This is a genomic window from Pseudomonas sp. SDO5215_S409 (assembly GCF_054071325.1).
Genome location: NZ_JBSVWN010000024.1, coordinates 17,393 through 40,411, shown reverse-complemented (window position 1 = coordinate 40,411; position 23,019 = coordinate 17,393). Strand labels below are relative to the sequence as shown.

The window sequence follows — 23,019 nt, the reverse complement described above, 5'->3', positions numbered from 1 at the left end:
GGCGCCGACCATGGCAGATTTATACGAAAACCCGATGGGCCTGATGGGCTTTGAATTCATCGAATTCGCGTCCCCTGTGCCCGGCACCCTGGAACCCATCTTCGAGATCATGGGCTTTACCAAGGTGGCCACCCACCGTTCGAAAAACGTGCACCTGTATCGCCAGGGCGGGATCAACCTGATCCTCAACAACGAACCCCACAGCATCGCCTCCTACTTTGCGACCGAGCACGGCCCGTCGGTGTGTGGCATGGCGTTCCGGGTCAAGGACTCGCAGCAGGCCTACAAGCGGGCGCTGGAACTCGGTGCGCAGCCGATTCACATCGAAACCGGCCCGATGGAGCTGAACCTGCCAGCCATCAAGGGCATTGGCGGCGCGCCGTTGTACCTGATCGACCGGTTCGGTGAAGGCAGCTCGATCTACGACATCGACTTCGTCTTCATCGACGGCGTAGACCGCAACCCGCCGGGCGCAGGCCTTAAGGTCATCGATCACCTGACCCACAACGTGTACCGCGGGCGCATGGTGTACTGGGCCAACTTCTACGAAAAACTGTTTAATTTCCGCGAAGCGCGCTACTTCGATATCAAGGGCGAATACACCGGCCTGACGTCCAAGGCCATGAGTGCTCCGGACGGCATGATTCGCATCCCCTTGAACGAAGAGTCGTCCAAGGGCGCCGGGCAGATCGAAGAGTTTTTGATGCAGTTCAACGGCGAGGGCATCCAGCATGTGGCGTTTCTCACGGACGACCTGGTCAAGACCTGGGATGCGTTGAAGAAGATCGGCATGCGCTTCATGACCGCGCCCCCCGACACTTACTACGAAATGCTCGAGGGCCGCCTGCCTGGCCACGGTGAGCCCGTGGACCAACTGCAAGCCCGTGGCATCTTGCTGGACGGCTCGTCGGTAGCCGGTGACAAGCGCCTGTTGCTGCAGATTTTCTCGGAAACCCTGATGGGGCCGGTATTTTTCGAGTTCATCCAGCGCAAGGGCGATGACGGTTTTGGCGAAGGCAACTTCAAGGCGCTGTTTGAGTCCATCGAGCGTGACCAGTTGCGCCGGGGCGTGCTGACCGCCGACTGATTCCTGCGCCACCCACCAAGCCCGGTAAAGGTGTGCCTTTGCTGGGCTTTTTCATACCTGGCAATCAGTGTGTCCGGAACACATCGAAACCTGTCGCCCACACAGCCGACAGGACGGCGGGAAGCATCTCGCCCCTTGCGGTAACGATGCCGCGTGTTTCGATGAGAGGTTCCTATGACCAGTATTGCTTCCAACCCCTTTGCTACCCGCGCTCCGACGGTGGCCAACGAACCGCCGCCCCGGGTGCTTCCGACCGCGCTGATCAACGAATGGCGTACCACGGGCGAGGCGCGCAAGACCTACCTGGACAGCGCTCAACACGCTTACCTGGACACCACGCTCAGCCGCAGCGGGCGGGTGCTGGCCGAGGCCGCTGTGCACCCGTTCAAACGGGGAGCACCCGGCACGCAGGTGTCGACCTTTGCGGTGGATGGCGCCCAGTCGACGGATATCGTGATGGTCAAGCGCGTGCCCGCGACTGAGGCGGGGCCGAATATCCTGCTGTACATGGCGGGTGCAGAGGGGGGCACGTTTTTCGAGTTCGACACCGAGGCAGACCTGACCGCCTGGCTTAAAGCGGTGGCCGCGGACCCAGAGCAGCGGGCCAACTTTGCCGAGCATTTTTCCTATCCGGCAGCGCCCACGCAGGTGGCGCGTGTCAACGCCACGCTGGCGCGGTTCGCCGACGATGATACCAACGCAGTGGTCGGTCCTTATGGCTATGAGCGGGACGATATTTTTACCCGGCTGCACAAAGACGTCACGGTGCCGCCGGTTCACGTGAACGGCTTGAGCAACACACGCCTGCACAAGATCGAGCCCGACGGCAACGCAACCTACATCGGCACCCGGGCGGACGGCAAAGCGGTGCTGTACAAATACGACGCCCACGGCAACCTGCACGGCGGCAGCAAGGATGGCTTCTATTTCGTAAAAAACGGGTTGAACAATCAGGCCCCGCTCATCTTGATGTCGATGAGTGAATACCGTGCAACGGTGGCCAGTGCCGCCCTCGATAACGTGGGCGCCAACAACCTTCGCGGGCTTTACGAGGCGTTTCTCGACCAGTTGCGTAACCCGGGTCACGGCTTGGCAGAGGCGCTGGAGGCCTTGGGCATTCCAGCTGACATCGCGATGTCCATCGAAGCCATCGCCAAGAACCCGCTGACCGGCACCTTGCTGGCGTTGAATCAGGGCAACCGGATCGGCGATCTCTTTGGTATCGATCAAAAAACCATGGACACCGCGCTGCAAGTGATTGGCGACGAGTTGCAAAGCGTCATCCCGAACTACGGCATGGCCCGCGAGGCGCTGGGGGGCGTGGCCGGGGTGCTCGAGCGGGTAGTGCCGCCTCAGGACGACACCGCGGGCTAAACGGGCCCGCCGGGGTATGGACACCCCACGACCTCACGCCTTGCGGTGCCGCACCAGGTGCTTGAACCCCTCGAACACCAGCACCATCACCGCCAGCCAGATGGGAATGTAGGTCAGCCATTGCCCCGCCTTGATGCTTTCGCCCAGCAATAACGCCACGCCCAGCAACAATACCGGCTCCACATAACTGAGCAGGCCGAAGAAGCTGAACGCCAGCAGGCGACTGGCAATGATATAGGCCACCAGCGCCGAGGCACTGATCAGGCCCAGCAGCGGAATCAGCGCATAGAGTTTCTGGTGGGCGTCGAGCACGGCAAAGCCTTGTTCACCGCTTTGCACAAACCACCAGGCCACCGGCAGCATGAGCGCCATGTCCAGCCACAGCCCGCCCAAGTGATCGGTGCCCAGGCGTTTGCGCAGCACAAAGTAGATCGGGTAGCCGATGATCACCACCAGGGTGGCCCAAGAAAAGCCACCCACCTGGATCAGCTCGTTCAACACGCCGATGGCGGCAAAAAATACCGCGATTTGTTGCAGCCGCGACAGCCGTTCGCCGTACACCAGGCGCCCGGTCAGCACCATGGTCAGCGGCAGCAGGAAATAACCGATCGACACGTCCAGGCTGCGCCCGTTGAGCGGCGCCCACATGAACAGCCACAACTGCACCCCCAGCAAGGCCGACGAGGCCAGCACGCCGCCCATCAGCCGGGGCCGGGCCCAAAGACGCCGCGCCAACTCCCACACCCGCCGCCATTCACCGCTGAGCACCATGAACACGGTCATGCACGGCACCGTCAGCAGCATGCGCCAGCCAAAAATCTCCAGGCCGCTCAACGGCGTGAGCAACGAAGTGAAGTAATACATCACGGCAAACAACACCGAGGCCGATACCGATAAAGCAACACCTTTAGACACGCTGTCCTCGCGTAAACCGATTCAGGGGGAAGAGGGGGATTTCACGGTGGGAATATATTGCTTTTGAGGTGAGACGTTTGCTCTGTTTTACGGCATCTTATGGGAAATTTTCTCACCGCCCAGGACCCTTTGCATGCCCGTCAGCCCCCAGCCGCTGCTTGATGATTTCGACCTTGCGATTCTCAAGCGCTTGCAGCACGACAACACCACCGCCTTACGGGTGATCGGCGAGCAGGTCAACCTGTCGACCGCCGCCGTGCAGCGGCGCATCAAGCGCATGGAGCAGAGCGGGGCGATCACGGCCAATACGGCGGTGGTCAATCGGGACGCGGTGGGCAAACCCATCACGATTCTGGTGGAGGTGCACGCCGAGCGAACGCACATCGAAGACCTGGACGCGCTCAAGGCGCAGATGTCGATACCCCAGGTGCAGCAGTGCTACTACGTCACCGGCGATGCGGATTTCATGCTGGTGATCGTGGTGGAAACCATGAAGGCCTACGAAACCCTGGCGCGCAAGCTGTTCTATGAGAACCGCAATATCAAATGGTTTCGCAGCATCGTGGTGATGGACCGGGTCAAGGTCAGCCTGGATGTTCCCCTGGACTGACCATGGCCCTGCCAGTGAGCGTCGGGCACACCACTCACTGTTGGCTGTCAGGCGCGATTCAACCCCGCGCAGCCCGCCCGGACACAAAGTGACTCACGTCGTTGAAGCCGGGTGTGGACGCGTGCCCCGGGGTGACCAGCGAGTCGATGAACGCCTCGTCCTCGGCGGTGATCTGCACGGCCAACGCACCGGTGTACGCATCCCATTGCGCCTCGGTGCGCGGGCCCACAATCGCTGAACTCACCGCCGCGTTGTTCAGGACCCAGGCAATCGCGAACTCCACGATCCCCACCCCGCGCCCTTGGGTGTATTGCTGGATCTGCTGGGCAATGTGCAACGACTCCATCCGCCATTCGGTTTCCAGGATGCGCTTGTCCTGGCGCCCGGCGCGGCTGCCAGCTTCGGGGGTGACGTTGGGGGCGTATTTGCCGCTGAGCACCCCGCGTGCCAGCGGGCTGTACGGCACCACGCCCAGGCCGTACGCGGCGGCGGCGGTGATTTGTTCCGCCTCGGCCTGGCGGTTGACGATGTTGTACAGCGGCTGGCTGATCACCGGGCGGTCCACGCCCAGTTGATCGGCGAGGCGCACCACCTCGGCGATCCGCCAGCCGCGGTAGTTGGACAGGCCCCAATACCGGATCTTGCCCTGGCGGATCAGGTCGCCGATGGCTGACACCGTCACTTGCAGCGGGGTGTCCAGGTCTTCGCGGTGCAGGTAATAGATGTCCAGGTAGTCGGTGTCGAGGCGACGCAGGCTGTCTTCCAGCGCATTGAACACGCGCTTGCGGCTCAGCCCGTTGCGGTTCGGCAGGCCGTCCGCCGGGCCGATGCCAACCTTGGAGGCCAGGATCCAGTCCGGCCGGTGACGGGCGATGGCCTCACCGACGATTTCTTCCGAGCGCCCGCCGGTATAAACGTCGGCGGTGTCGATGAAATTGATGCCCTGGTCCCACGCCTTGTCGATGATGCGCAGGGCGTCTTCGGTGTGGGTCTGTTCGCCAAACATCATGCTGCCCAGGGTCAGTGCGCTGACCTTCAGCCCGGACTGGCCCAGTGTGCGGTAAATCATGGTGAACTCCTTGGAGGGGGTGACAGTGACCATCCAATACCAGAGAGCAGCCTCCCGGAACAAGCTTGAATGGCCATTGCCGGCCTCAAGGCGTCACAAGGTTTTTACAGCTGCTCTTTGCAATCAGTCGAAAACGCGAGCGCCTTCTGCGTTTCCAGTTCCGCCAGGCGCTCCTGGAGTTGCTTGTGCATCACCGTAAAGGCGTCACTGCCCAGCACCAGTCGTTTTGGCGCGGGGTTTTGGTTGACGCTGTCGATCATCAACTTGACCATTTTTGCCGGGTCGCCCAACGGCAGGCGGGTGCCATCTTCGATCATCCGTCTGGCATGGCTGGCGGGCGACTGGTCGTAGGCGGCATTTCTCGGGCCCAGCCTTGAGCTGGCGTACCGAAATTGCGTGCGCGCAGCACCGGGTTCGACCAGCGTGCAGGCGATACCGAACACCCCGACCTCCAGGTTCACTGAGTCGATGAACCCTTCGATGCCCCATTTGGTTGCGTGGTACAGCGAGCCGCCGGGAAACACGGCCTGGCCGCCCATGCTGGAAAGCTGCAGGATCCGCCCGCCGCCTTGTGCCCGCAGCAACGGCAGTGCGGCCCGGACCAGATGAATGGAGCCTGCCAGGTTGGTCTTTAACTGATGGGCGACCTGTTCGTCTGTCACCTCCTCGGCGGCGCCGAACAGGCCATAACCGGCGTTGCTGACCACCACATCGACACGGCCCAGTGCCGCGAAGGCGCTGCGCACCACCGACTGGATCGCCGGGCCGTCGCTGACGTCCAGGGTCGCCAACCACAGGCTGCCGCCGTACCGGGCCTTAAGGTCATCCAGCGCGGCCAGGTCCCGCGTGGTGCCAGCCACGCGGTCCCCCCGGCTCAGCAGTTGCTCGGTCATTTCGCGGCCAAAGCCTGAATTGACGCCCGTGATCAGCCAGTTGCGTTGAGTCATGTGCACATCCTCACAAGGTTGGAGGTTGCAGCTTAATCGGCGATGATTGGACGAAGAATGCACATGAATCTGTCTTATATGCGCGAGAGTCTAGAACTGTGGATGCTTTTTCCGATTACCTGGAACTACTGAGTGCCCGTTGCGTGGTGTCCGGCGGGCTGACCACCGGGGGCGAGTGGGCTGTTGCGTTTCCCGCTTCGCCGCAGATCAAGTTCTGGGGCGTGCAGCGCGGCCGTTGCTGGTTACAGATGCAAGGTGCCGCCGCGCCGGTCCGCGTCGAAGAGGGCGATGTTTTCCTGTTGTGCACGCCACGCTCCCACGTGCTGGCAAGTGCTCCCGGCGTGCAGCCGGTGCCCTTGGACACGTTGCTGGCGCAGCGCACCGGCCTGATGGTCGAGCATGGCACCGGCGATGATTTTTTCATGATTGGCGGTAAGGTCGACCTCAACGCCGACCATGGGCGGCTGCTGCTCGATACGTTGCCGCCGCTGATTCACGTCGACGGCAAGTCGGCGCAGGCACAATCGCTCAAATGGCTGCTCAGCGAGCTGTTGCGCGAATGCGAGGGCACCTCGCCGGGCGCCAAAACCGCCTCGGCGCAGCTGGCGCACCTGATGTTCATTCATATTTTGCGTGCGTATTTCGCCTCCCACACCCCGGTGTCGGCCAGTTGGCTAAGGGCAGTGGCCGACCCGCGACTGGCCCCGGCGCTGCGCCTGATGCACAGCGAACCCCGGCGTGATTGGGGCCTGCAAGCGCTGGCGAAGGCGTCGGCCATGTCCCGGGCCGGTTTTGCGGCGTATTTCCGCGCGGTGGCAGGTGTTGCGCCCATTGCGTACCTGACGCAGTGGCGCATGCTGCTGGCCATGCAAGCGCTACGGGGGGCGCGCCAATCGGTGGGCCAGTTGGCCGACGCGCTCGGTTATGCGTCCGAAAGCTCATTCAGCCATGCCTTCAAGCGGGTCGTGGGCCAATCGCCCAGGGCTTTTCGAGACGCGCAGGGTGAGGGCGGCGTGCCGTTGTGAGGAACTGAATCGGCGCCCCGGACCACGCAACGGTCGCCTGCCCACTTCGGGCAGGCTTCACGTCAGGAGTTCTGCCTATGTCCAGCGTCAACCCGCTCACACCGTTTCCAGGAACCAACGCGATCATTGACTCGATCCTCGCCACCCTGAACCAGCCCGAAGGAAAGCCGCCGCAAGCCCCGAAAGAAAAGCAGCCCTGGCAGTTGGACGTGGAGGCGGGACGCCCACTGCAAAACCGGCCCATCGTCTACTGAACAATAGGGCCGGTGGTCGAGTACGGTCAGACCCGCAGCGTGCGGGTCATCCGCAAGGCCAGCAGGCTACCGGCCACAATCACGGCGGCCAGCAGGTACAGCGCGATGTCGGTTGAGCCGGTGGCGTCCTTCACGAAACCGACGATGTAAGGGCTCAGAAACCCCGCCATCTGGCCCATGGAATTGATCAACGCCAGGCCGCCCGCCGCCGCGCCCGCGCTGAGCAATGCGGTGGGCACTGGCCAGAACATCGGCAAGCCGGTGAGGGCGCCCATCGTGGCCAGGGTCAGGCCGAGGATGGCGATGGCCGGGGTGGTGGCAAAATTGACGGCAATCACCAGGCCGGCCGCGCCCATCAGCATGGGCACCACCAAATGCCAACGGCGCTCCTTGCGCAAGTCGGCAGAGCGGCCCACCAGCAACATGAACACGGCGGCCAGCAGGTAGGGAATGGCGCTGAGCCAGCCGATCACCAGGTTATCGCTGAACCCCAGGTTCTTGATGATGGACGGCAACCAGAAGTTGATCGCGTACACGCCGCTCTGGATGCAGAAATAAATCAGGCCGAACGCCCAAATGGCTGGGTTTTTGAAAACTTCCAGCAAGGAATCGCTGGTAGTCTTGGGCTTGTTGGCGAGGTCGGTGGCCTGGTCGGCTTCCAGCACGGCGCGTTCGTGGGGGGTAAGCCAGCGGGCATTGGCAAAGCTGTCGCTGAGCAGAAAGTAGGCCAGCACCCCGAGAATCACCGTCGGAATACCTTGCAGCAAAAACATCCACTGCCAACCCGCAAGGCCGCCTTGGCCTGCGGCGAAGTGGTTGAGGATCCAGCCGGAGAACGGGCTGCCCAGCAGGCCCGACACCGGGATCGCCGACATGAACAGCGCCATGATCCGCCCGCGACGGAACGTCGGGAACCACTGCGAGAGGTACAGCACCACGCCCGGGAAAAAGCCCGCTTCAGCGGCGCCGGTGAACAGGCGCAGGGTATAGAAATGCGTGGGCGTGCTCACAAACAGCAGGCAGGTGGACAAGGTGCCCCACACAATCATCATCAGCGCAATCCAGCGCCGTGGACCGAATTTGGTCAGCGCCAGGTTGCTGGGGACGCCGCACAGCACGTAGCCGATGAAAAAGATCCCGGCGCCGAGGCCGTACACGGTTTCGCTGAACTTGAGGGCATCGAGCATCTGCAACTTGGCAAAACCGACGTTCACGCGGTCGAGGTAGTTGAACAGGTAGCAAATGAAAATGAAGGGAATCAGGCGCAGGGTGATGCGCTTGTATACGGCATTTTTATCGTCATCGTTGGCCTGGAAGGTGGCGGGGCGCTGTGACATGGCAGTCTCTCTTTATTATGATTTTTCGCGATGCAGGGGTAACGTGAGTCGCCGTTAGTCTCGGTTACCCCAACGTCAGTGTCTTTGTGCTGGCGCACAGTGAAGCGTGTTTTGCGCTGTGCTGCTGAACAACCCACGCTTTTGCAGGAATATGTCCCTATGTTCGAGCTGGATCATGACTTGGCGCAGGATATCGTCAACCGCACCATGGCCATCCTGCCGTATAACGTCAACGTCATGGACAGCCAGGGCCTGATTCTGGGCAGTGGCGAGCCGGAGCGTATCAATACGCGGCATGAAGGCGCGCAGTTGGTGCTCGCCAACGGACGGGTGGTGGAAATCGACAGCCAGACCGCCAAGCACCTCAAAGGTGTGCAGCCGGGCATCAATCTACCCCTGTTACATGACCATCGGCTGATTGGCGTGCTGGGCATCACCGGCGAGCCGGAGCAGTTGCGTACCTACGCGCAACTGGTGCGCATGACCGCAGAAATGCTCGTCAGCCAGCGCCACCAACAGGCCGAACAGCATTGGCGGCGCCAGCGTTGCGATGATCTGCTGGCCTTGCTGCTGGCCGAAACCGGCGAGTCCCCGCGCCTGGTGGACGAAGCCCAGCAATTGGGACTCAGGCCGCAATTGGCGCGCACCCCTTATTTATTCGAGCTGGGCCCGGGCCAGTCGGCCGAGGCGTTGAGCACCTGGCTGAGTTCGCGCTACCCGGACAGCTGGTGTGTCAGCTCCGCGCAGTATTCCTTGTTGTGGTGCCGGCCCACCTCGTTGGCGGTCGATCACCCGCGCCTGTTGGAAAAACTCGACAGCCTGGGCTGGAGCGTGCTGCGCATGGCCGTGGGCGGGCAGGCTGACGGGCTGGCAGGGCTGCGTCGCAGTTACCGGCGTGTGGGGGATTTGCTGGCCTACGGGCGGGACATATTGCCCGACACGCGCCTGTTGATTCTCAACCGTTACCGCCTGCCGGTGATGCTGTGGCGCCACCGTAACGACGATGCCCTTGATGAGTTGCTCAACCCCTTGCGGCAGGTGTTGGCCAAAGACAGCAACGGCCATTTGTTGGCCACGCTGCGCAGTTGGTGCGAGCACGACGGCCAGAGCCAACCCTGCGCCGACGCACTGGGGATCCACCGCAACAGCCTGCGTTATCGCATGGAGCGCATCGCCGAATTGAGCGGTGTCGACCCCCTGACCCTCGATGGCATGCTGTCGCTGTATCTGGGTGTGCAGCTGCTGCCGCAGACTTTGTCGTAATGAACAATAAACCGGCGACGTACTTGTGCAGGCGACCGGCGTCATCGTCGCGGTCAACTGGCAGCATGGGTGTCATAAAAAACGGAGAAAACCCATGAAAATCATCATCGCCCCCGATTCATTCAAAGACAGCCTGAGTGCCGAAGACGTGGCCCAGGCCATCGCCGAAGGGCTGGCCACGGTGTGGCCCGAGGCAGAGTTGGTCAAATGCCCGATGGCGGATGGGGGCGAAGGGACTGTGGAATCGGTGCTGGCCGCGTGCAATGGCGAGCTGCGCAGCCACGTCGTGCAGGGCCCGCTGGGCGGCACCGTCGAGGCCCATTGGGGCTGGCTGGCGCACAGCCACACCGCGATTATCGAAATGGCCGAGGCCAGCGGCTTGCAGTTGGTGCCCACCGGCCAGCGAGATGCGTGCACCAGCACCACCTTCGGCACCGGCGAACTGATCCGCGCGGCGCTGGATGCTGGCGCGCAACGCATCATCCTGGCGATTGGCGGCAGCGCCACCAACGACGCAGGCGCCGGGGCGATGCAGGCCCTGGGCGCACAGTTGTTCGACGCGGCCGGCGCGCACCTGCCCCCGGGTGGGCTGGCCCTGGCGAACCTGGCGCGCATCAGCCTTGAGCAACTGGACCCGCGCCTGGCCCACGTGCGCTTTGACATCGCCGCCGACGTCAACAACCCACTGTGCGGCCCCCACGGCGCCTCGGCCATCTTCGGCCCGCAAAAAGGCGCGACGCCCGCGCAGGTCGAACAGCTGGACGCCGCCCTTAGCCACTTTGCCGACCACTGCACCAAGGTCTTGCCCCTGGATGTGCGTGACGAACCCGGCAGCGGCGCCGCCGGTGGCTTGGGGTTTGCCGCCAAAGCCTTTCTGGGTGCGCAATTTCGAGCGGGCGTAGAGGTGGTGGCCGAACTGGTGGGCCTGGAACACGCCGTACGCAGCGCCGACCTGGTCATCACCGGGGAGGGCCGCTTCGACGCCCAGACCCTGCGCGGCAAAACCCCGTTCGGCGTGGCGCGCATCGCCAGTCGCCAGGGCGTGCCGGTGATCGTCATCGCGGGCACCTTGGGCGACGGCTACGAGCAGATGTACGCCCACGGCGTGGACGCGGCGTTTGCCTTGACCAGTGGCCCCATGACCCTTGAGCAAGCCTGCCAAGACGCCCCGCGCTTGTTGCGCGAGCGGGCGAGGGACATTGCCAGGGTGTGGCGCGTGGCCAAACCCTAACCAGTCGAAGACCACCGGTCAGAAGTACCGCCCGACCTGTGAATTGTGACAGTAGACAGATGTTCGTCGTGGCGACTCAATAAGCCTGCCCCTCCGTGAACGGAGACTCATCAGCCGGTTTTGGGAGTTCACTTCATGAACGATGCCCGCAATGCCAATTTAAACGTGCGTGTGATCAAAAATACCCCCACCGCCCTGACGCTTGCCTGGGATGGTGACCCTTCGGTTACTTACAGTTTCACCTGGTGGGAGTTTCCGTTTGGCGATCCGGTGACCTACACGGTGGAGGGTGTCGAAGTGGCCGTCGGGGGCCTGACGACCGGCGTGCGGTATACCTTCAGGGTGTCGGGGGGCGGGCGCGAGGGCGGGACCACGGCGGTTCCGCTCAAAGATGACACGCCGGTGATTCCGCAGATGCCCGGCAAAGTGCCCTATGTGGACGTGTATTACCCGCCAGCCCAAGGCGAGTTCGTGCACGACGTGCTGTTCAAGTGGCCAGCGGCGCGGGGCAGCAACCTTGTTTATCAGGTCAGCTATTACCACGACCAAAACCCGGAAGATGTGCAGACCGTCGAGACACAGGCGCTGGAATACCTGCTGGTCTTCCCCAGCCCTGCGTCAAACCTGCTCTACACCGTCAATATCGCCGCGACCAATACGGCGGGGGCTTCAGAGCCGGTTCAACTGAAAGTCGTGACTCATCGGGGGCTTCGTCCTCGGCCACCCACAGACTTGAGCCTCGAAACCCTGGGCCCGGACTGGTTGCGTGTGTTGTGGAGCCGGACGTCGAGCGCTTCAGGATGGGAGATTGCCCATCAAGATATGGAGAGGGCTCAAGTGGTCCTCAATGAAACCAGCCCACTGCCGGTGAGGTATCAGTTCGGTGGCTTGACACCTGGCAAGGAGTATCAAGTTAGACTCGTGGCTTTCAACCCGCAGGGCATTGTTTCGGAAAGTGCCTTTCTGGCGGTGACATTGCCCCCTGCATAAACAAGGATGATCGCGTGCACACTCCGGACCCTCAAATCGTTATCCAACGCTTCACCGAAGCCCACCTGGACGGCATCACCGCGCTCTACAACGACCCGGCCGTGTGCCGCCAGGTGCTGCAAATGCCATTTCAGGCCGTTGAAATGTGGCGCAAGCGCCTGGTGACCAACGACGAGCGCCGCTTGCAACTGGTGGCGGTGCACGCCGGTGAAGTGATCGGCAATATCGGCTTGGAGCAATATCTGCGGGTGCGTCAAAGCCATGTCGGCAGCCTCGGGATGGCTGTGGCGACGGGGTGGCAGGGCAAAGGTGTGGGGCGTCAGTTGTTGGCGGCCGCGCTGGAGGTGGCCGACAACTGGATGAACCTGCACCGGGTGGAGTTGACGGTGTATGCCGACAACGAAGCCGCCCAAGGCCTGTACCGCACGTTTGGGTTTGAGGTCGAGGGGCGGCTGCGTGATTACGCCGTGCGTGACGGCGTTTTCGTCGACACCTTGAGCATGGCGCGCCTGCGTCAGCGCTGATCAACTCCCCAGCGCAAAGGCCACCGCCGCCTGTGCATGCAGCGCGGTGGTGTCCAGTAGCGGCAACACGCTGTGCGGCGGTTTGACCAGCAGGCTGATTTCCGTGCAGCCCAGGATAATCGCCTGGGCGCCGCGTGCAGCGAGGGATGCGATCGCTCGCTGGTAGACCGTGCGTGACGCGTCGTTGATCACCCCCACGCACAACTCGTCATAAATGATCCGGTGCACTGCCTGGCGCTCGTCGGCCTCGGGCACCAGCACGGTCAGGCCATGGCTGGCCAGGCGAGCCTTGAGAAAGTCCTGCTCCATGGTAAACGCGGTGCCCAGCAGGCCGACGGTCAGGGTGCCGGCCGCCACGGCGGCGGTGGCGGCGGCATCGCCAATGTGCAGGAACGGCACCGGCACCGCCGCTTCAATGCGCGGCGCCACCAAATGCATGGTGTTGGTGCACAGCACAATGCACTCGGCGCCGCCGGCATGCAGACGGCGGGCGGCGTCTTCCAGGATCCGTGCCGCGTCGTCCCAGCGCCCGGCGTGCTGGGCTTGTTCCACCGGGCCGAAGTCCACGCTGTACATCAACAACTGCGCCGAGCGCAGCGGCCCGAGGCGGTCGCGTACCTGTTGGTTGATGAGGCGGTAGTACTCGGCGCTGGACTCCCAGCTCATGCCGCCGATAAGGCCGATGGTGCGCATGCGGTGCTCCTGAAGGGATGTGGCAAACGCCTACCTTAGCCAATGGCGGCGCGTGCGTCCTATGCAGTTGGCCAACAAATGACCGGTGCAGTTGCCGTCGGGCGCACGGGCTTGCGCAAAATTGGCTATACCTACCGTTCCGCTGTCGCCGGACAGCCGCCAAGGAGCGCCACCATGAAACCAGGATTAATGATCGGCACGCTGTGCATCGCCTCACTGGCACTATTGGGGTGTGCCAGCACCTTGACCCCGCCGGATGAATACTCGGGTTTTCTTGCGGACTACAGCAAATTGGCTCCCGCCAAGTCACCTTCCGGGGCCGATGTGATGCGCTGGGTGAGCCCCGACCTTGAAGTGCGGCGCTATACCTCGGTGTATATCGAGCCGACGCAGTTTTTCCCCAAGCCGCAGGCCACCGGCAAGATCCCCCAAAGTACCCTCAATGGCATCAACCGTTATTACAACGAGGCGCTCAAGCGCGAGCTGGTCAAGTCGCTGCCGCTGTCTGACGGGCCGGGCCCAGGGGTGATTGTGGTGCGGGCGGCGATCACGGCGGTCAGCAGCCACACGCAAAGCCTCAAGCCCTATGAATACATTCCGGTGGCCCTGGTCGCAGCGGCGGTCAGTACGGGCGCGGGCATCCGAGACCAGGAAACCACCCTGGCCACCGAGGCGCAGTTCATCGACGGTGCCACTGGCCGGATCGTCGCCCAGGTGGTGCGCAAGGGCACGGGCAAGCCCCTGGCCAACGATGCGCAGGTGATGAAGCCTGATGACGTGAAAAGCGTCATTGATGGCTGGGCGTCAGACTTGCACCAGTCGTATGTGAAGTTGCAGCACTGACCCTCAGTACGTACTGCGGGCCAGTTTGTTGTAATAGCTGAGCAGGATGTCGTAGCGGCGGGTGACGAGGTAATAGTCGTCACTCAGTTGTTGCGGTGCTGCGTGTTTATCCCAGTGTTGTTGCAGGGTTTGCAGGGCCTCGAGGTAGGCGTCGGCGGGCGGGACGAGGGTTTGCCAGAGGTGGCTGGCAAACGCGTCGGCGGCGCTGGCAGGGTGCGTGTTTACATACGCCTTGCCGTTTTGGGCGGCGCTTTGCACGGCCTCGATCAGCGGGGCAAGGGTGCTCGGGGTCAGGTCGGCGCGGCGTACACCCTGTTCGATTTCATCGACGGCGGTGCGTGCGGCAATCATGTAATTGAGCAAATGCCAATACCGGTCCTGACCAAAGCGGATCTGCAAGCGCGCCAGTTGGGCAGGGCGCAAGCGTATGTCTTCAAGCATCAGGCGCTGATGCAGGTCGGTGGAGGCCTGCATGTAGTCCGCGCCGCTGACCGCCAACGCCTGGGCGTCTTCCGTGCGGGGCGGCTTAAAGTTCTTCGAGCCCATCCGTTGGTAGAAGTCAAAGCTGTCGACCAGCGGTGTGACGGCCTGCAGGGCTTTCACGTACTGCCTGCCCGCGTCGATCAACGGGCTGCCGGGCGACAGTTGCGCCAGCCGGTCGGTGATGCGTTGCGTGCAAATATCACCGTGCAATTCGCGGCCGGCATATTCGTCGCGGTCACCGAACTCCTTCAGTGCATTGCTCATGGCCTTGAGGGATTCGTCGGTCTGTTCATCAAACAGCGACGGCCTGAACCATTGCCCGTGGGTGTACCCGAAATAAAACAGGCGCCAGTCCCGGTCGACCCGGTTCATGCAGTTGATGAGGGGCGCCAGGGCGTTGGCACTGGCCGTTTCGGGGCCGTCGCGCTTGTCCCACCACAACTGCAGCTGGTCGATGGGTTTGGCGGCACCTGCCAGGCCCATTAACCCCAGGGCGAGGACCAGCCCGATGGGCAACAGCCATTTGGGACTCATCGCTTGGCCTCCTTTGCATACCATTGAGCCTGCGTGGCGGGCGCCTGGCAGGCCTCGGCGGACTGTGGCAGGCGGCTGCACAAGCGCTCGGTCCATGGCTGCAAGCCTTGGTTGCGATTGACGTGGTAGTGGCTGTCGACGCTGTTTAGGCCCACATACAGGAGCGAGCACGCAGCAACGCCAACGAAGATGGCCGCGAGGCCCGCATTAGGCGCCGGTGCTTTCCAGGCCTTGGGTTTTTTGGGCACCCAGCGTTTGAACAGGCCGATCGCCGCAAGGACACCGGCCAGGGTGAAACTGGCCGCGGGCCCGTATTGATAACCCAGCGCGGCCGCCATTACCCCGCCCGGTATCAGGTCATGCAGCACCAGCAAGGGCAAAGGCGTCGGGCTCAGTTGCCGAGGCAGGTGCGCGCTCAAACGCTCATCGAGCACACGGTATTGATGCGCCAGCGGCCTCCAGACGTGCAAGGCCACTCTGCCTGCTATCAAAAAGCCCAGCGCCCACAACAGGCCCATGCCCACCGTCGGGACCAGATTGCCCGCCAGGGTATCGGCTTGTATCACGGCGCCCGCCAGGCCACTCACCAGGGTGGCCACCAGCAGTGGCCAGGCGTTTATCGCAGTGTCCCAACCCTGCCAGAAATACACGGTGCCACCGGGCATTGCTTCGGCCACCTCGGTGTGGTGGGTGTAGATCTCTTTGCTCAAGAGCCGGCAAGCCACCCAGTCGTCTGCGCTCAAGCGCTGTGCATAGGCGCGCCGCTGGGGCAGCGTCATGGGGGCGAACAGCAAGTGGGCGGCGCGTTGTTGCGCGGTGGCGCCAGGCTCGCTCGCCAACTGGCGTTGCTGGGCGAGAAACATCGGCGCTTGCTGGCGCTTGAGCATCTGCTCCCATTCATCGGGCGGGCAGGTATGACCGTGGCCGCCGTGCCAGCCCTGGCCTGCACACACCGCATCGAAAATGGCCGGCGACCAGCGATGGGCATTGGTAACGAGCTTGGCCAGCACGTTATTGAACCACTGGGCATGGGCCTGGTTGCTCAGCCAGGGCTGTTGGTGCCGTGCGGCGTAGGCGGCCAGGAACGCCTCGTCATCGCCGTGCTCCAGGGCTGAACGCAACGGGGCCTGCAATTGGGTCTGGCACTGCATGAGCAGGGCGTGCATCAGCGTTTCGGGCAGCTCCAGGCGCTGCCAGGCGGTGAGCCAGTTGAAGGTCTGGAATGCCCATCGACGGTCCTCCACCGGCAGGTCCTCCTGTTCGACACAGCGGTGCAACAGGGCTATTTCAAACGCCAGGCCGGTGCCCGCGGCCAGTGCGATCGAGTAGCGTTGCTCCAGGGTGTCCGCAGGCGCGGGCATGGGCGCAGGCTCCGCCGCCAAGGGGGCCTGCACAGGGTGAGCGGGCATTTCCTGCGCTTGCAGGCTTTGGTTCAGCGCCTGTTCATAGGCTTCGCGAAGGCGCTGGAACCCCTCGGGGTCGTCGTCCGGGCGGGTGTTTTTCAGCAGGCGGGCGTATTGACGTTTGATCGTACGGCTATCGGCATCCGCAGACAGGCCGAGGACATTCCAGCAACTCATTCGCGGTAGGGCTCCCTGGGCAACGATGCCGCGACACGGGCGGCCGGCGCACATTACCTGTTTGGCGAATGAAAGTCGTCTGAATAATGGCTATTGAATGGCACTTTCGGCAACCCCGTTAACGGGGTTGCCGAGCGCAGGCGGGATTTACTTGATGGGGGTCAGGGGCGGCAGTTTCCACTCGCCGTTGCCCACTTCAGGCTTGGGCAGGTAAATGCGCAGCACCGCATAGAACGGGCCGGGCGGGGCGGGCAGCCAGTTGCTTTGCTCGGCCTTTGGCGGCTCGTGGTGTTGCAGCGCCAGGGTTATGCCGCCGTCGGGGTCGCGCTTGAGCGAGGCGAGCATCCGCGAGTTGATCAGGTAACGCTTCTTCAGGCTCGGCACCAGCAGGTGGGTCTTGGCGTTGTACATGGTCAGCGACCAGAACGCATCGGTCGGCGGCAGTTGGTCCTTGGCGAAGTGCACCAGGTAACTGTGCCGAGCGCCATTGGCCGGTTTGCCTTCGCTGTCCAGGGTGTACGTCAGGTAGACCGTCTCGTCGGCGGAGTTGCCAAAGAGGTGTTCACTGGCCCCGGCGTAGCGGTACAGGTAGTTGTTTTTCAGGCGGTCGCGGCTGCCGTACAGGTCGCCGCTGGACACTTGGCGGGTGTCCAGCTTGTCCTTTTTGAAGGTCGCGAACTCGGCTTTGCCGTCGGCGATCCCATCTTCCAGGGCCTTGCGTTGCTCCGGGGTCAGGGCCTTGAAGTCAAACGGCTTGCCCGCTTCGATGCCAATGGTGGCGAAGCGCGCGAGCAGGTCTTTTTCACTGTCCTGGGGCGCGGCGTAGGCCAGCATGAAGTTCAGGTAGCGGAACAAGTGCGGGCTGTCGCTCATGTTGGGCATGGGCTTGGGCCAGGCGATTTTCGGCGGCTTGGTCGGCTTGGGCTGGTTGACATAGCTGCTCAGGGGCTGGATCTTGTAGCCGCTCTGGATCTTCTTGACGTTGCCCAGATCCTTTTCATCGAACAGCTGCGTGCGGTACAGCGCCAGGGCGATGTTGCTCTCGCTGTACACCAGGCGGTCGATGTTGGTCGGCTGCTGACCCTTCCAGCCCGGCCCTGCGATCATGTAGTGCCCGCCGTTGTTGCCGGTGCTGCGGGTGCCCAGGTAGCCGAAGTTCTGGGTATAGAGGTCGACCAGTTGCACCCCGACGTAACGGTCGTCGTCGATTTTTGGCAGGGTGAGCACCACCGGTTCCGCCCGCAGGTCCAGCCAGGCGAACGAGAAGGGCGTGTCCGGGTTGGAGATCGAGGTGTCTTTGGGGGTGAACGACTGGGCGGTGCTGCCGATATGGTTCAACGAGGCCTTGAACGACGGCCCGTTCTTGTCGATGGCCTGGTTGTAGAGGGTCTTGTACATCTCCACCACCGGGAAGCCGTACAGGTAGGCTTCCTTGGCGATGGCCCGGGCTTGGACGGGCGTGGCCGTGAAGTCGGCCCAGGCGCCAGAACTCATGAAGATCGAGAGGCTCGCCAACAGCAGGCGTGTCGGTTTTCTGATCATGTTGCTGCGTCCTTCCTAAGCTCTTTTGACTGACGACGGGATGAGAGCGAGGAGTTTCCAGCTTTCTGGGCTTGAGGTCACGTAAATCCCGGTAAATTCTGTGAATTGAGGTCAGCCCGCAAGCCTGCGCGGGGGGCGCTTAGACGACAGGCAGCATGGACCTCACTTTGTCGCGCAATTGATCGATGGAAAACGGCTTGCCAATCACCTGCATGCCTGGCGGCACATCGATGTTTTCCGCATAGCCGCTGGCAAACAGAATAGGCAGGGCAGGGCGCAGCTCACGGACCTTGGCGGCCAGTTGCTTGCCGTCCATGTCGGGCAGGCCGACGTCGGTCATCATCAGGTCGATGGGCGTGTCCGCAGTGCCGATAAAAACCAGGGCCTGGGCAGCGTCCGCCGCTTCAAGTACCTGGAATTCCAGCTCCTCGAGCACATCGACGATGAGCATTCGCACGATGGCGTCGTCTTCGACGACCAGGATGGTAGGGGTGGGAGCAGGCATAGTGACGATTCCTAGAGGTGGACGTGCCGGTATTTATCAGTCCAAAGACCATCCTCTAATGAGTCATGGCCATCCCGGCAAGTTCCCGAACAAGGTGGCATTGTGCCGATACCTGGGGTGAATGTCCCGCAGCGCGGCCTGTGAATTGCCCGGTGCCGCAGACCCGCGGCGCCGGGCAATGGCGTCAAACCTTTTGCAACGCAGGCCTTGGGATCACAATCGGCGCCCTGAACAGGCTGACGGCGTCCTGAATGCTGCCCACCACCGCCAGCAGGCGGAGCTCGTTAAAGTCGGCGACGCCGTAGGTCAGGTCGGTGGGGTCGGGCCGGAACAGGTGGCTGGTCGAGCCCGTGCTCAGTGCCCGGGTCAGGCCTTCACGCATGGCCGCTTCGCTGCTGAACTTGGCCAGCCCCAGGTTCGGGTCATAGTAGAACCAGTGTTTGGTGTCCCCGTTCACCGTCACCCCGGCGCTGATGCCATGTTTGGCGTTGCCGATCAGCAGGCTTTTGGAGGCGGTGGCGTTCGCCAGCTCGGCAATGATGTCCGTGGCGGTCAGCCGCCGGGCCCGTTCGCCTGCAAAAAAGTCGTGCCTGAGCCTGGACTGGAAGCCCTGCAGCTTATTACGGAAATTCTGCGTGTTGATATGGTCGGGATAGGCCATTGCGGTGAAGAAGTTTTCAATCAGCGTGGCTTCTCGTCCCTCCTGAACGGCGTAAGCCATCGTGTTGGCCAACGCGGCACATTGCCCGCCGGAGATGGGGCTTACCTGGCTCAGGTAAAAACCCTGGGGCATGGGCGTCACCGTGCCCCCGGCGGCCTTGATGTCATCACTGAATTTTTTGGAGATCGACAGGTTGTGCCCAATCGCGCGCTTTTCGATCTGCCGGTACAACGCGCCGACTTCCTGCGCGGTGCGCCCTCGCACCAAGGCCAGTTCCTGAAGTTCGGTGGTGTTCATCGACGGCCCAAAACCCTCGATCAGCTCTGCGTTGGCGCTCGCGTAGCCGCTTTCAAAACCCTTGAGATCGAGCGCCTTGACGTTTTCGACCCGTGTATAGAAGGTGTTGGGCAACTCTTCCAGAAACTCGATGCGCCTGACCAGCGTGCCCAGCTCCGTGGCAGTGCGGTTGGATTGCAGGGCCAGTTTCTGAATGTCCTCTGCACTGAGCGCCGAGGAGTAACCCGGTATCTGCGGCGGGTGCGCAGCGCTGTAACCCAGGTCGAAGCCTGCGGCATCGGTCTTTAACGCCCTGAGGCGGGCGGTTTCAAAGTCCTTGCGAAAATTGGGATTGGGCGGCGTCGCAAACCAGCTCAACAGCCATTCAGTGGTATTGGCTTGGGTCACGGCCTTGATTTCACCGCCTGCCGCCGCGACGGTCGGGGTGAAGTCCTTCAGCGCCGAGCCGTAGGGTTGCCCCGTGTCGGGCGAGAACGCATACCACTGGCCGTCCTTGAGCACGGCGCCGGTGTCGATGTCGCGGCCCGCGACCTTGAAGGTGCCGGTGGCGGCAACCTCATGGCGGTGGCTCACGGCCTTGAGCAGGTCGTAACTGCCGCTGGCGCCGCGCAGTCTGTTGACCGCCTCCAGGCCTTTGCTGGCCAGAAAGTCGATGCCACCGCCAATCAGCCGCACGCCCCCCACCGACAGGTCGCCCAGGCCGCCCAGAGGGTTGAAGGCACTGACGGTGGCCGTACCAATGATTTTGGTGGCCAGCAGCGCTTTACTGCTCACCGAAAGGGCCGAACGACCCACCTTGCCGAGTTTGACCGCCGTGCCTGCGCCGGCGGTCAGAAACCCGAAGATGTCCATCGCCAGGTCCGCAGCGCCGTCGCCATAGTTACCCCGCTGAAAGTTGACGATCGCCGAACGAAACGGGATCAGGTTGAACAAAAACTCTTCCACCCCTTTGGCCCGGCCTGTCTGTTCGTCCAGCGTGGTGCGCCCGCGGGCTTGCTCCTTGATCGTGGGGTTGTCCAGGTCCAGATGCTGGACGAAGGTGTCGGCGATGCCCTGGGTGCGCGCTGAGCCGAAACTGTCGGGCGGTGCGTCGCTGGGCGGCCGCTTTTCCATGCGCAGGTGCGCGTCGATGCCGGGCGGGTTGAACGCCTGGGTGGTGGACACCCGGTTGGCCTCACGCGATGTTTGCTCGCGCGCCTCAGACGTCTGGATGCGTTCAATCGAACTCTTGCTCAGGTTGATTTCATAGGCGGTCGTGACGCCGTCCCGCTCGATGCTGACCAGCAGCGCCTGGCCTGTGGGGCGCGGGGTCTTATCGGTAAACCCCATCCCCAGGGTGTGGGAGCCCTGTTGGAAAAAGCTGATTTTGCCGTACTCGAAGTGCTGGCGATCCTGCAGCGGCAGTTGGGCGATCAAATGCTTGATGGTGGTGCTGACCGCTGCCTTTTTGTCTTCGATGGCCTTGCCCCATTGCTGATCGAACGCCTGCGTGACGCCAAACCTGGGGTTGGCGTTCAAGTCTGCGAGGGGGATACGGCTGTCCGTGGCCCGAAACATGCCCGGGTTGGGCAAGTCCATCATGGCAAGGTCCAGCATCGAGTGAGAGCCCGTGAGACGGGTTTCGGCGTCGGTGCTTTTGCCGCGTTTCTCGCTGGTGGTCCAGATCAGTTTTTCTTCAAACAGCTCGCCCAAATCGCCAAAGCGCTGTTTCAGCTCGGCCAGGGCAAGTTCCTTGCGGGTGGGCAGGTCGGTGGCGTAGGCCCGCGACGCGCTGATCATCTGCTGCTGACGCGCGTTGAAGGTGGTTTGCAGCGTCGCCAGCTCGTCGGCGGTGTAGCGAGTGGGGTGTTTAGGTTCAATCACACCGTTGGCCACCCCCCAGTCCAGTACCGCGTGGGTCTGTATGTGTTGGGTGAGGGCCGGGTTGGCCGCACTGGCGCTCTTGGCCTCAAGCATGACCTGGGCAAAGGTCATGTTCGGCACTTTGCCCGGCGACTGTGCTTCGAGGGTACGCGCCGCAATCGTCAGGCTGACCCAGGCGGGGCTGCCGTAGGTGACATTGGCGGGGATGTCCTTGACCAGAAACTCCGGAGCCCGGCCCGCCAGCAACAGGTGAGCAGAGGCTTTGGCCATCACGGGGCTGGTCTTGTTCTGGGTGGTCAAGTGTTCGCTCAAGCGCTCCAGCACCCCAGACGCGGGTTGGCCCCAGTGGGCCCGGCTGGCCAAGTCAAAACCGGCGACGGTGTTGCGCTCAGGCGTAGTCATGGACTCCGGGTCCATCTGCAACGTGATCGCGGCCAGCAAGTAGTCGGTGATGCTGCTGGGCGTGGCAATGCCGCCCATGCGTTCTTGCAGGGCCTTGCCCATTGACTGGGCGGCCGGGGTGCTCACCAGCGCTTCCAGCGTTTTGACCGGGTCGGCCAGCGTTTCGGCGGGCAGTTGCAACTGATAGCTCAGGAACTCCAGCACGCCTTTTTGCTGCATCACCAGCGGGTTGTCGCCCAGTGGGTGGGCGTGGCTCATGGTGATCAGGCGCAACTGGCGCTGCTCGTCCGGGCTCAGCGGCAATGGCCAGGACAGCGCGCCGCCCAGGTTGCCCAGCGGATGCTCCAGCGCGTTGCCGGTCATCGCACCCGCCAGGCCGTCGAGTTGGAAATGGTTGCTGGGCAGCGGCAGGCCCAGGCCTTTTATAAACGCCTCGACGGTGGTGCTGGCCGAGGTTTTGCCAAGGTAGGGCGAGTCGGGGTGCAGGCTCATCGGGGTCGACGCCATCGCGGCTTGCGCGGTTTGCGGGTTGGCGTCGACCCCCAGGCGTGCAGCGATTTCGCCAAGCCTGTGCCCCAGCGTCTTGAGGTTTTGCTTGTGGGCCAGGGCCTCGGTGAGGGTAAAGCCTGACGTGGGCGGTATGTTTACCGGCTGGGCGGGTTGCACCATTGGTGCGGATTTGACGGGCGATGCAACGGGGCGCGGGGTGACCGGCCCTGCCAGCAGCGGAGCAGGGGCTTGTTGCGAAACGAGATTCAACATAAGTGGGTACCTATTTTGGAGAGATACGCGCCGTTGTTGGGAGGTTCCCTGTTCCCAGGCGCTCCATTGTGTGAGGGGTATCTCCTCCTGCGTTCCGCGCGTTGCGGCCCTGCTGTGTAAGAAACAAAGTCTATGTCTGCGTGTAAACGCCCTCGCGCGTCGGGTGCTTTTTCGTTCGGCGCTGTAGACCGTTTGTGCCCCCGTGCGGCAGAAAAATAGCCCACACGC

Annotated in this window: 20 protein-coding genes; 10 read left to right on the top strand and 10 right to left on the bottom strand. The window is 62.7% G+C overall.

Going from position 1 to position 23,019, the window contains the following annotated elements; translation table 11 throughout:
- The first annotated feature begins 10 nt into the window (after positions 1-10).
- Positions 11-1,087: a 4-hydroxyphenylpyruvate dioxygenase gene (hppD, locus tag ACW9H9_RS14350; RefSeq protein ID WP_457343874.1), complete on the top strand. Its 1,077-nt coding sequence runs from the start codon at positions 11-13 to the stop codon at positions 1,085-1,087.
- A 174-nt stretch (positions 1,088-1,261) separates the two neighbouring features.
- Positions 1,262-2,461, top strand: a complete 1,200-nt coding sequence (locus ACW9H9_RS14345; protein WP_457343875.1) for a dermonecrotic toxin domain-containing protein — start codon at positions 1,262-1,264, stop codon at positions 2,459-2,461.
- A 33-nt stretch (positions 2,462-2,494) separates the two neighbouring features.
- Here ACW9H9_RS14345 and rarD read toward each other — a convergent pair whose 3' ends face one another.
- The gene (gene rarD, locus ACW9H9_RS14340) at positions 2,495-3,376 is read right to left on the bottom strand and encodes an EamA family transporter RarD (protein ID WP_457343876.1); all 882 of its coding nucleotides are present in this window, start codon (positions 3,374-3,376) and stop codon (positions 2,495-2,497) included.
- 133 nt (positions 3,377-3,509) lie between these two features.
- Here rarD and ACW9H9_RS14335 point away from each other — a divergent pair, with 133 nt between their 5' ends.
- Positions 3,510-3,986 (top strand): Lrp/AsnC family transcriptional regulator, encoded by a 477-nt coding sequence (locus tag ACW9H9_RS14335; RefSeq protein WP_457343877.1) that lies wholly within the window; start codon positions 3,510-3,512, stop codon positions 3,984-3,986.
- A gap of 58 nt (positions 3,987-4,044) precedes the next feature.
- Here the strand turns inward: ACW9H9_RS14335 and ACW9H9_RS14330 are convergent, their stop codons facing one another.
- Together ACW9H9_RS14330 and ACW9H9_RS14325 are read right to left on the bottom strand one after the other, a co-directional pair.
- Entirely contained in the window at positions 4,045-5,055 is a 1,011-nt protein-coding gene (locus tag ACW9H9_RS14330; RefSeq protein WP_457343878.1) for an aldo/keto reductase, read from the bottom strand.
- Positions 5,056-5,159: 104 nt separating this feature from the next.
- On the bottom strand, positions 5,160-6,002 hold the full coding sequence (locus tag ACW9H9_RS14325) for an SDR family oxidoreductase (protein WP_457343879.1): 843 nt from the start codon (positions 6,000-6,002) through the stop codon (positions 5,160-5,162).
- A 98-nt stretch (positions 6,003-6,100) separates the two neighbouring features.
- Between ACW9H9_RS14325 and ACW9H9_RS14320 the strand changes: the two genes are divergently transcribed.
- On the top strand, positions 6,101-7,027 hold the full coding sequence (locus ACW9H9_RS14320) for an AraC family transcriptional regulator (RefSeq protein WP_457343880.1): 927 nt from the start codon (positions 6,101-6,103) through the stop codon (positions 7,025-7,027).
- Between the two features lie 77 nt (positions 7,028-7,104).
- Positions 7,105-7,281: a hypothetical protein gene (locus tag ACW9H9_RS14315; protein ID WP_457343881.1), complete on the top strand. Its 177-nt coding sequence runs from the start codon at positions 7,105-7,107 to the stop codon at positions 7,279-7,281.
- Between the two features lie 26 nt (positions 7,282-7,307).
- Here ACW9H9_RS14315 and ACW9H9_RS14310 read toward each other — a convergent pair whose 3' ends face one another.
- Positions 7,308-8,618: an MFS transporter gene (locus ACW9H9_RS14310; RefSeq protein ID WP_457343882.1), complete on the bottom strand. Its 1,311-nt coding sequence runs from the start codon at positions 8,616-8,618 to the stop codon at positions 7,308-7,310.
- 159 nt (positions 8,619-8,777) lie between these two features.
- Here ACW9H9_RS14310 and ACW9H9_RS14305 point away from each other — a divergent pair, with 159 nt between their 5' ends.
- The 4 genes from ACW9H9_RS14305 (at position 8,778) to ACW9H9_RS14290 (ending at position 12,626) form a co-directional block, all read left to right on the top strand.
- The gene (locus ACW9H9_RS14305) at positions 8,778-9,881 is read left to right on the top strand and encodes a sugar diacid recognition domain-containing protein (RefSeq protein ID WP_457343883.1); all 1,104 of its coding nucleotides are present in this window, start codon (positions 8,778-8,780) and stop codon (positions 9,879-9,881) included.
- A 94-nt stretch (positions 9,882-9,975) separates the two neighbouring features.
- A complete protein-coding gene (locus ACW9H9_RS14300; protein WP_457343884.1) occupies positions 9,976-11,112 on the top strand; it encodes a glycerate kinase in 1,137 nt (378 codons plus the stop codon).
- A 135-nt stretch (positions 11,113-11,247) separates the two neighbouring features.
- On the top strand, positions 11,248-12,102 hold the full coding sequence (locus ACW9H9_RS14295; protein WP_457343885.1) for a fibronectin type III domain-containing protein: 855 nt from the start codon (positions 11,248-11,250) through the stop codon (positions 12,100-12,102).
- Between the two features lie 14 nt (positions 12,103-12,116).
- On the top strand, positions 12,117-12,626 hold the full coding sequence (locus tag ACW9H9_RS14290) for a GNAT family N-acetyltransferase (RefSeq protein ID WP_457343886.1): 510 nt from the start codon (positions 12,117-12,119) through the stop codon (positions 12,624-12,626).
- Here ACW9H9_RS14290 and ACW9H9_RS14285 read toward each other — a convergent pair whose 3' ends face one another.
- A complete protein-coding gene (locus ACW9H9_RS14285; protein ID WP_457343887.1) occupies positions 12,627-13,319 on the bottom strand; it encodes an aspartate/glutamate racemase family protein in 693 nt (230 codons plus the stop codon).
- A 174-nt stretch (positions 13,320-13,493) separates the two neighbouring features.
- Here ACW9H9_RS14285 and ACW9H9_RS14280 point away from each other — a divergent pair, with 174 nt between their 5' ends.
- Positions 13,494-14,162, top strand: coding sequence for a DUF3313 domain-containing protein (locus ACW9H9_RS14280; protein ID WP_457343888.1), 669 nt, complete (start codon positions 13,494-13,496; stop codon positions 14,160-14,162).
- Positions 14,163-14,165: 3 nt separating this feature from the next.
- On the opposite strand, the gene ACW9H9_RS14275 is transcribed toward ACW9H9_RS14280, so the two are convergent.
- The 5 genes from ACW9H9_RS14275 to ACW9H9_RS14255 all read right to left on the bottom strand — a co-directional run bounded on the left by ACW9H9_RS14275 (position 14,166) and on the right by ACW9H9_RS14255 (position 22,791).
- Complete coding sequence (locus ACW9H9_RS14275; RefSeq protein WP_457343889.1) at positions 14,166-15,179, bottom strand: DUF3829 domain-containing protein; 1,014 nt, start codon at positions 15,177-15,179, stop codon at positions 14,166-14,168.
- Positions 15,176-16,759, bottom strand: a complete 1,584-nt coding sequence (locus ACW9H9_RS14270; RefSeq protein ID WP_457343890.1) for a J domain-containing protein — start codon at positions 16,757-16,759, stop codon at positions 15,176-15,178. The genes ACW9H9_RS14275 and ACW9H9_RS14270 overlap by 4 nt, the downstream gene beginning before the upstream one ends.
- 147 nt (positions 16,760-16,906) lie before the next feature.
- Positions 16,907-18,301 carry a DUF1254 domain-containing protein gene (locus ACW9H9_RS14265; protein ID WP_457343891.1) on the bottom strand — a complete coding sequence of 465 codons (1,395 nt, stop codon included), beginning with the start codon at positions 18,299-18,301 and terminating at the stop codon, positions 16,907-16,909.
- Between the two features lie 139 nt (positions 18,302-18,440).
- On the bottom strand, positions 18,441-18,806 hold the full coding sequence (locus tag ACW9H9_RS14260) for a response regulator (protein WP_457343892.1): 366 nt from the start codon (positions 18,804-18,806) through the stop codon (positions 18,441-18,443).
- 184 nt (positions 18,807-18,990) lie between these two features.
- Positions 18,991-22,791 (bottom strand): hypothetical protein, encoded by a 3,801-nt coding sequence (locus ACW9H9_RS14255; RefSeq protein ID WP_457343893.1) that lies wholly within the window; start codon positions 22,789-22,791, stop codon positions 18,991-18,993.
- Positions 22,792-23,019 lie beyond the last annotated feature (228 nt).

What these genes read in the sequence shown, in the direction of transcription:
- hppD (WP_457343874.1), top strand. Translation starts at nt 11, where the DNA reads ATGGCAGATTTATACGAAAACCCGATGGGCCTGATGGGCTTTGAATTC.
- ACW9H9_RS14345 (WP_457343875.1), top strand. Translation starts at nt 1,262, where the DNA reads ATGACCAGTATTGCTTCCAACCCCTTTGCTACCCGCGCTCCGACGGTG.
- ACW9H9_RS14335 (WP_457343877.1), top strand. Translation starts at nt 3,510, where the DNA reads ATGCCCGTCAGCCCCCAGCCGCTGCTTGATGATTTCGACCTTGCGATT.
- ACW9H9_RS14330 (WP_457343878.1), bottom strand. Translation starts at nt 5,055, where the DNA reads ATGATTTACCGCACACTGGGCCAGTCCGGGCTGAAGGTCAGCGCACTG.
- ACW9H9_RS14325 (WP_457343879.1), bottom strand. Translation starts at nt 6,002, where the DNA reads ATGACTCAACGCAACTGGCTGATCACGGGCGTCAATTCAGGCTTTGGC.
- ACW9H9_RS14315 (WP_457343881.1), top strand. Translation starts at nt 7,105, where the DNA reads ATGTCCAGCGTCAACCCGCTCACACCGTTTCCAGGAACCAACGCGATC.
- ACW9H9_RS14310 (WP_457343882.1), bottom strand. Translation starts at nt 8,618, where the DNA reads ATGTCACAGCGCCCCGCCACCTTCCAGGCCAACGATGACGATAAAAAT.
- ACW9H9_RS14305 (WP_457343883.1), top strand. Translation starts at nt 8,778, where the DNA reads ATGTTCGAGCTGGATCATGACTTGGCGCAGGATATCGTCAACCGCACC.
- ACW9H9_RS14300 (WP_457343884.1), top strand. Translation starts at nt 9,976, where the DNA reads ATGAAAATCATCATCGCCCCCGATTCATTCAAAGACAGCCTGAGTGCC.
- ACW9H9_RS14295 (WP_457343885.1), top strand. Translation starts at nt 11,248, where the DNA reads ATGAACGATGCCCGCAATGCCAATTTAAACGTGCGTGTGATCAAAAAT.
- ACW9H9_RS14285 (WP_457343887.1), bottom strand. Translation starts at nt 13,319, where the DNA reads ATGCGCACCATCGGCCTTATCGGCGGCATGAGCTGGGAGTCCAGCGCC.
- ACW9H9_RS14280 (WP_457343888.1), top strand. Translation starts at nt 13,494, where the DNA reads ATGAAACCAGGATTAATGATCGGCACGCTGTGCATCGCCTCACTGGCA.
- ACW9H9_RS14275 (WP_457343889.1), bottom strand. Translation starts at nt 15,179, where the DNA reads ATGAGTCCCAAATGGCTGTTGCCCATCGGGCTGGTCCTCGCCCTGGGG.
- ACW9H9_RS14270 (WP_457343890.1), bottom strand. Translation starts at nt 16,759, where the DNA reads ATGAGTTGCTGGAATGTCCTCGGCCTGTCTGCGGATGCCGATAGCCGT.
- ACW9H9_RS14265 (WP_457343891.1), bottom strand. Translation starts at nt 18,301, where the DNA reads ATGATCAGAAAACCGACACGCCTGCTGTTGGCGAGCCTCTCGATCTTC.
- ACW9H9_RS14260 (WP_457343892.1), bottom strand. Translation starts at nt 18,806, where the DNA reads ATGCCTGCTCCCACCCCTACCATCCTGGTCGTCGAAGACGACGCCATC.
- ACW9H9_RS14255 (WP_457343893.1), bottom strand. Translation starts at nt 22,791, where the DNA reads ATGTTGAATCTCGTTTCGCAACAAGCCCCTGCTCCGCTGCTGGCAGGG.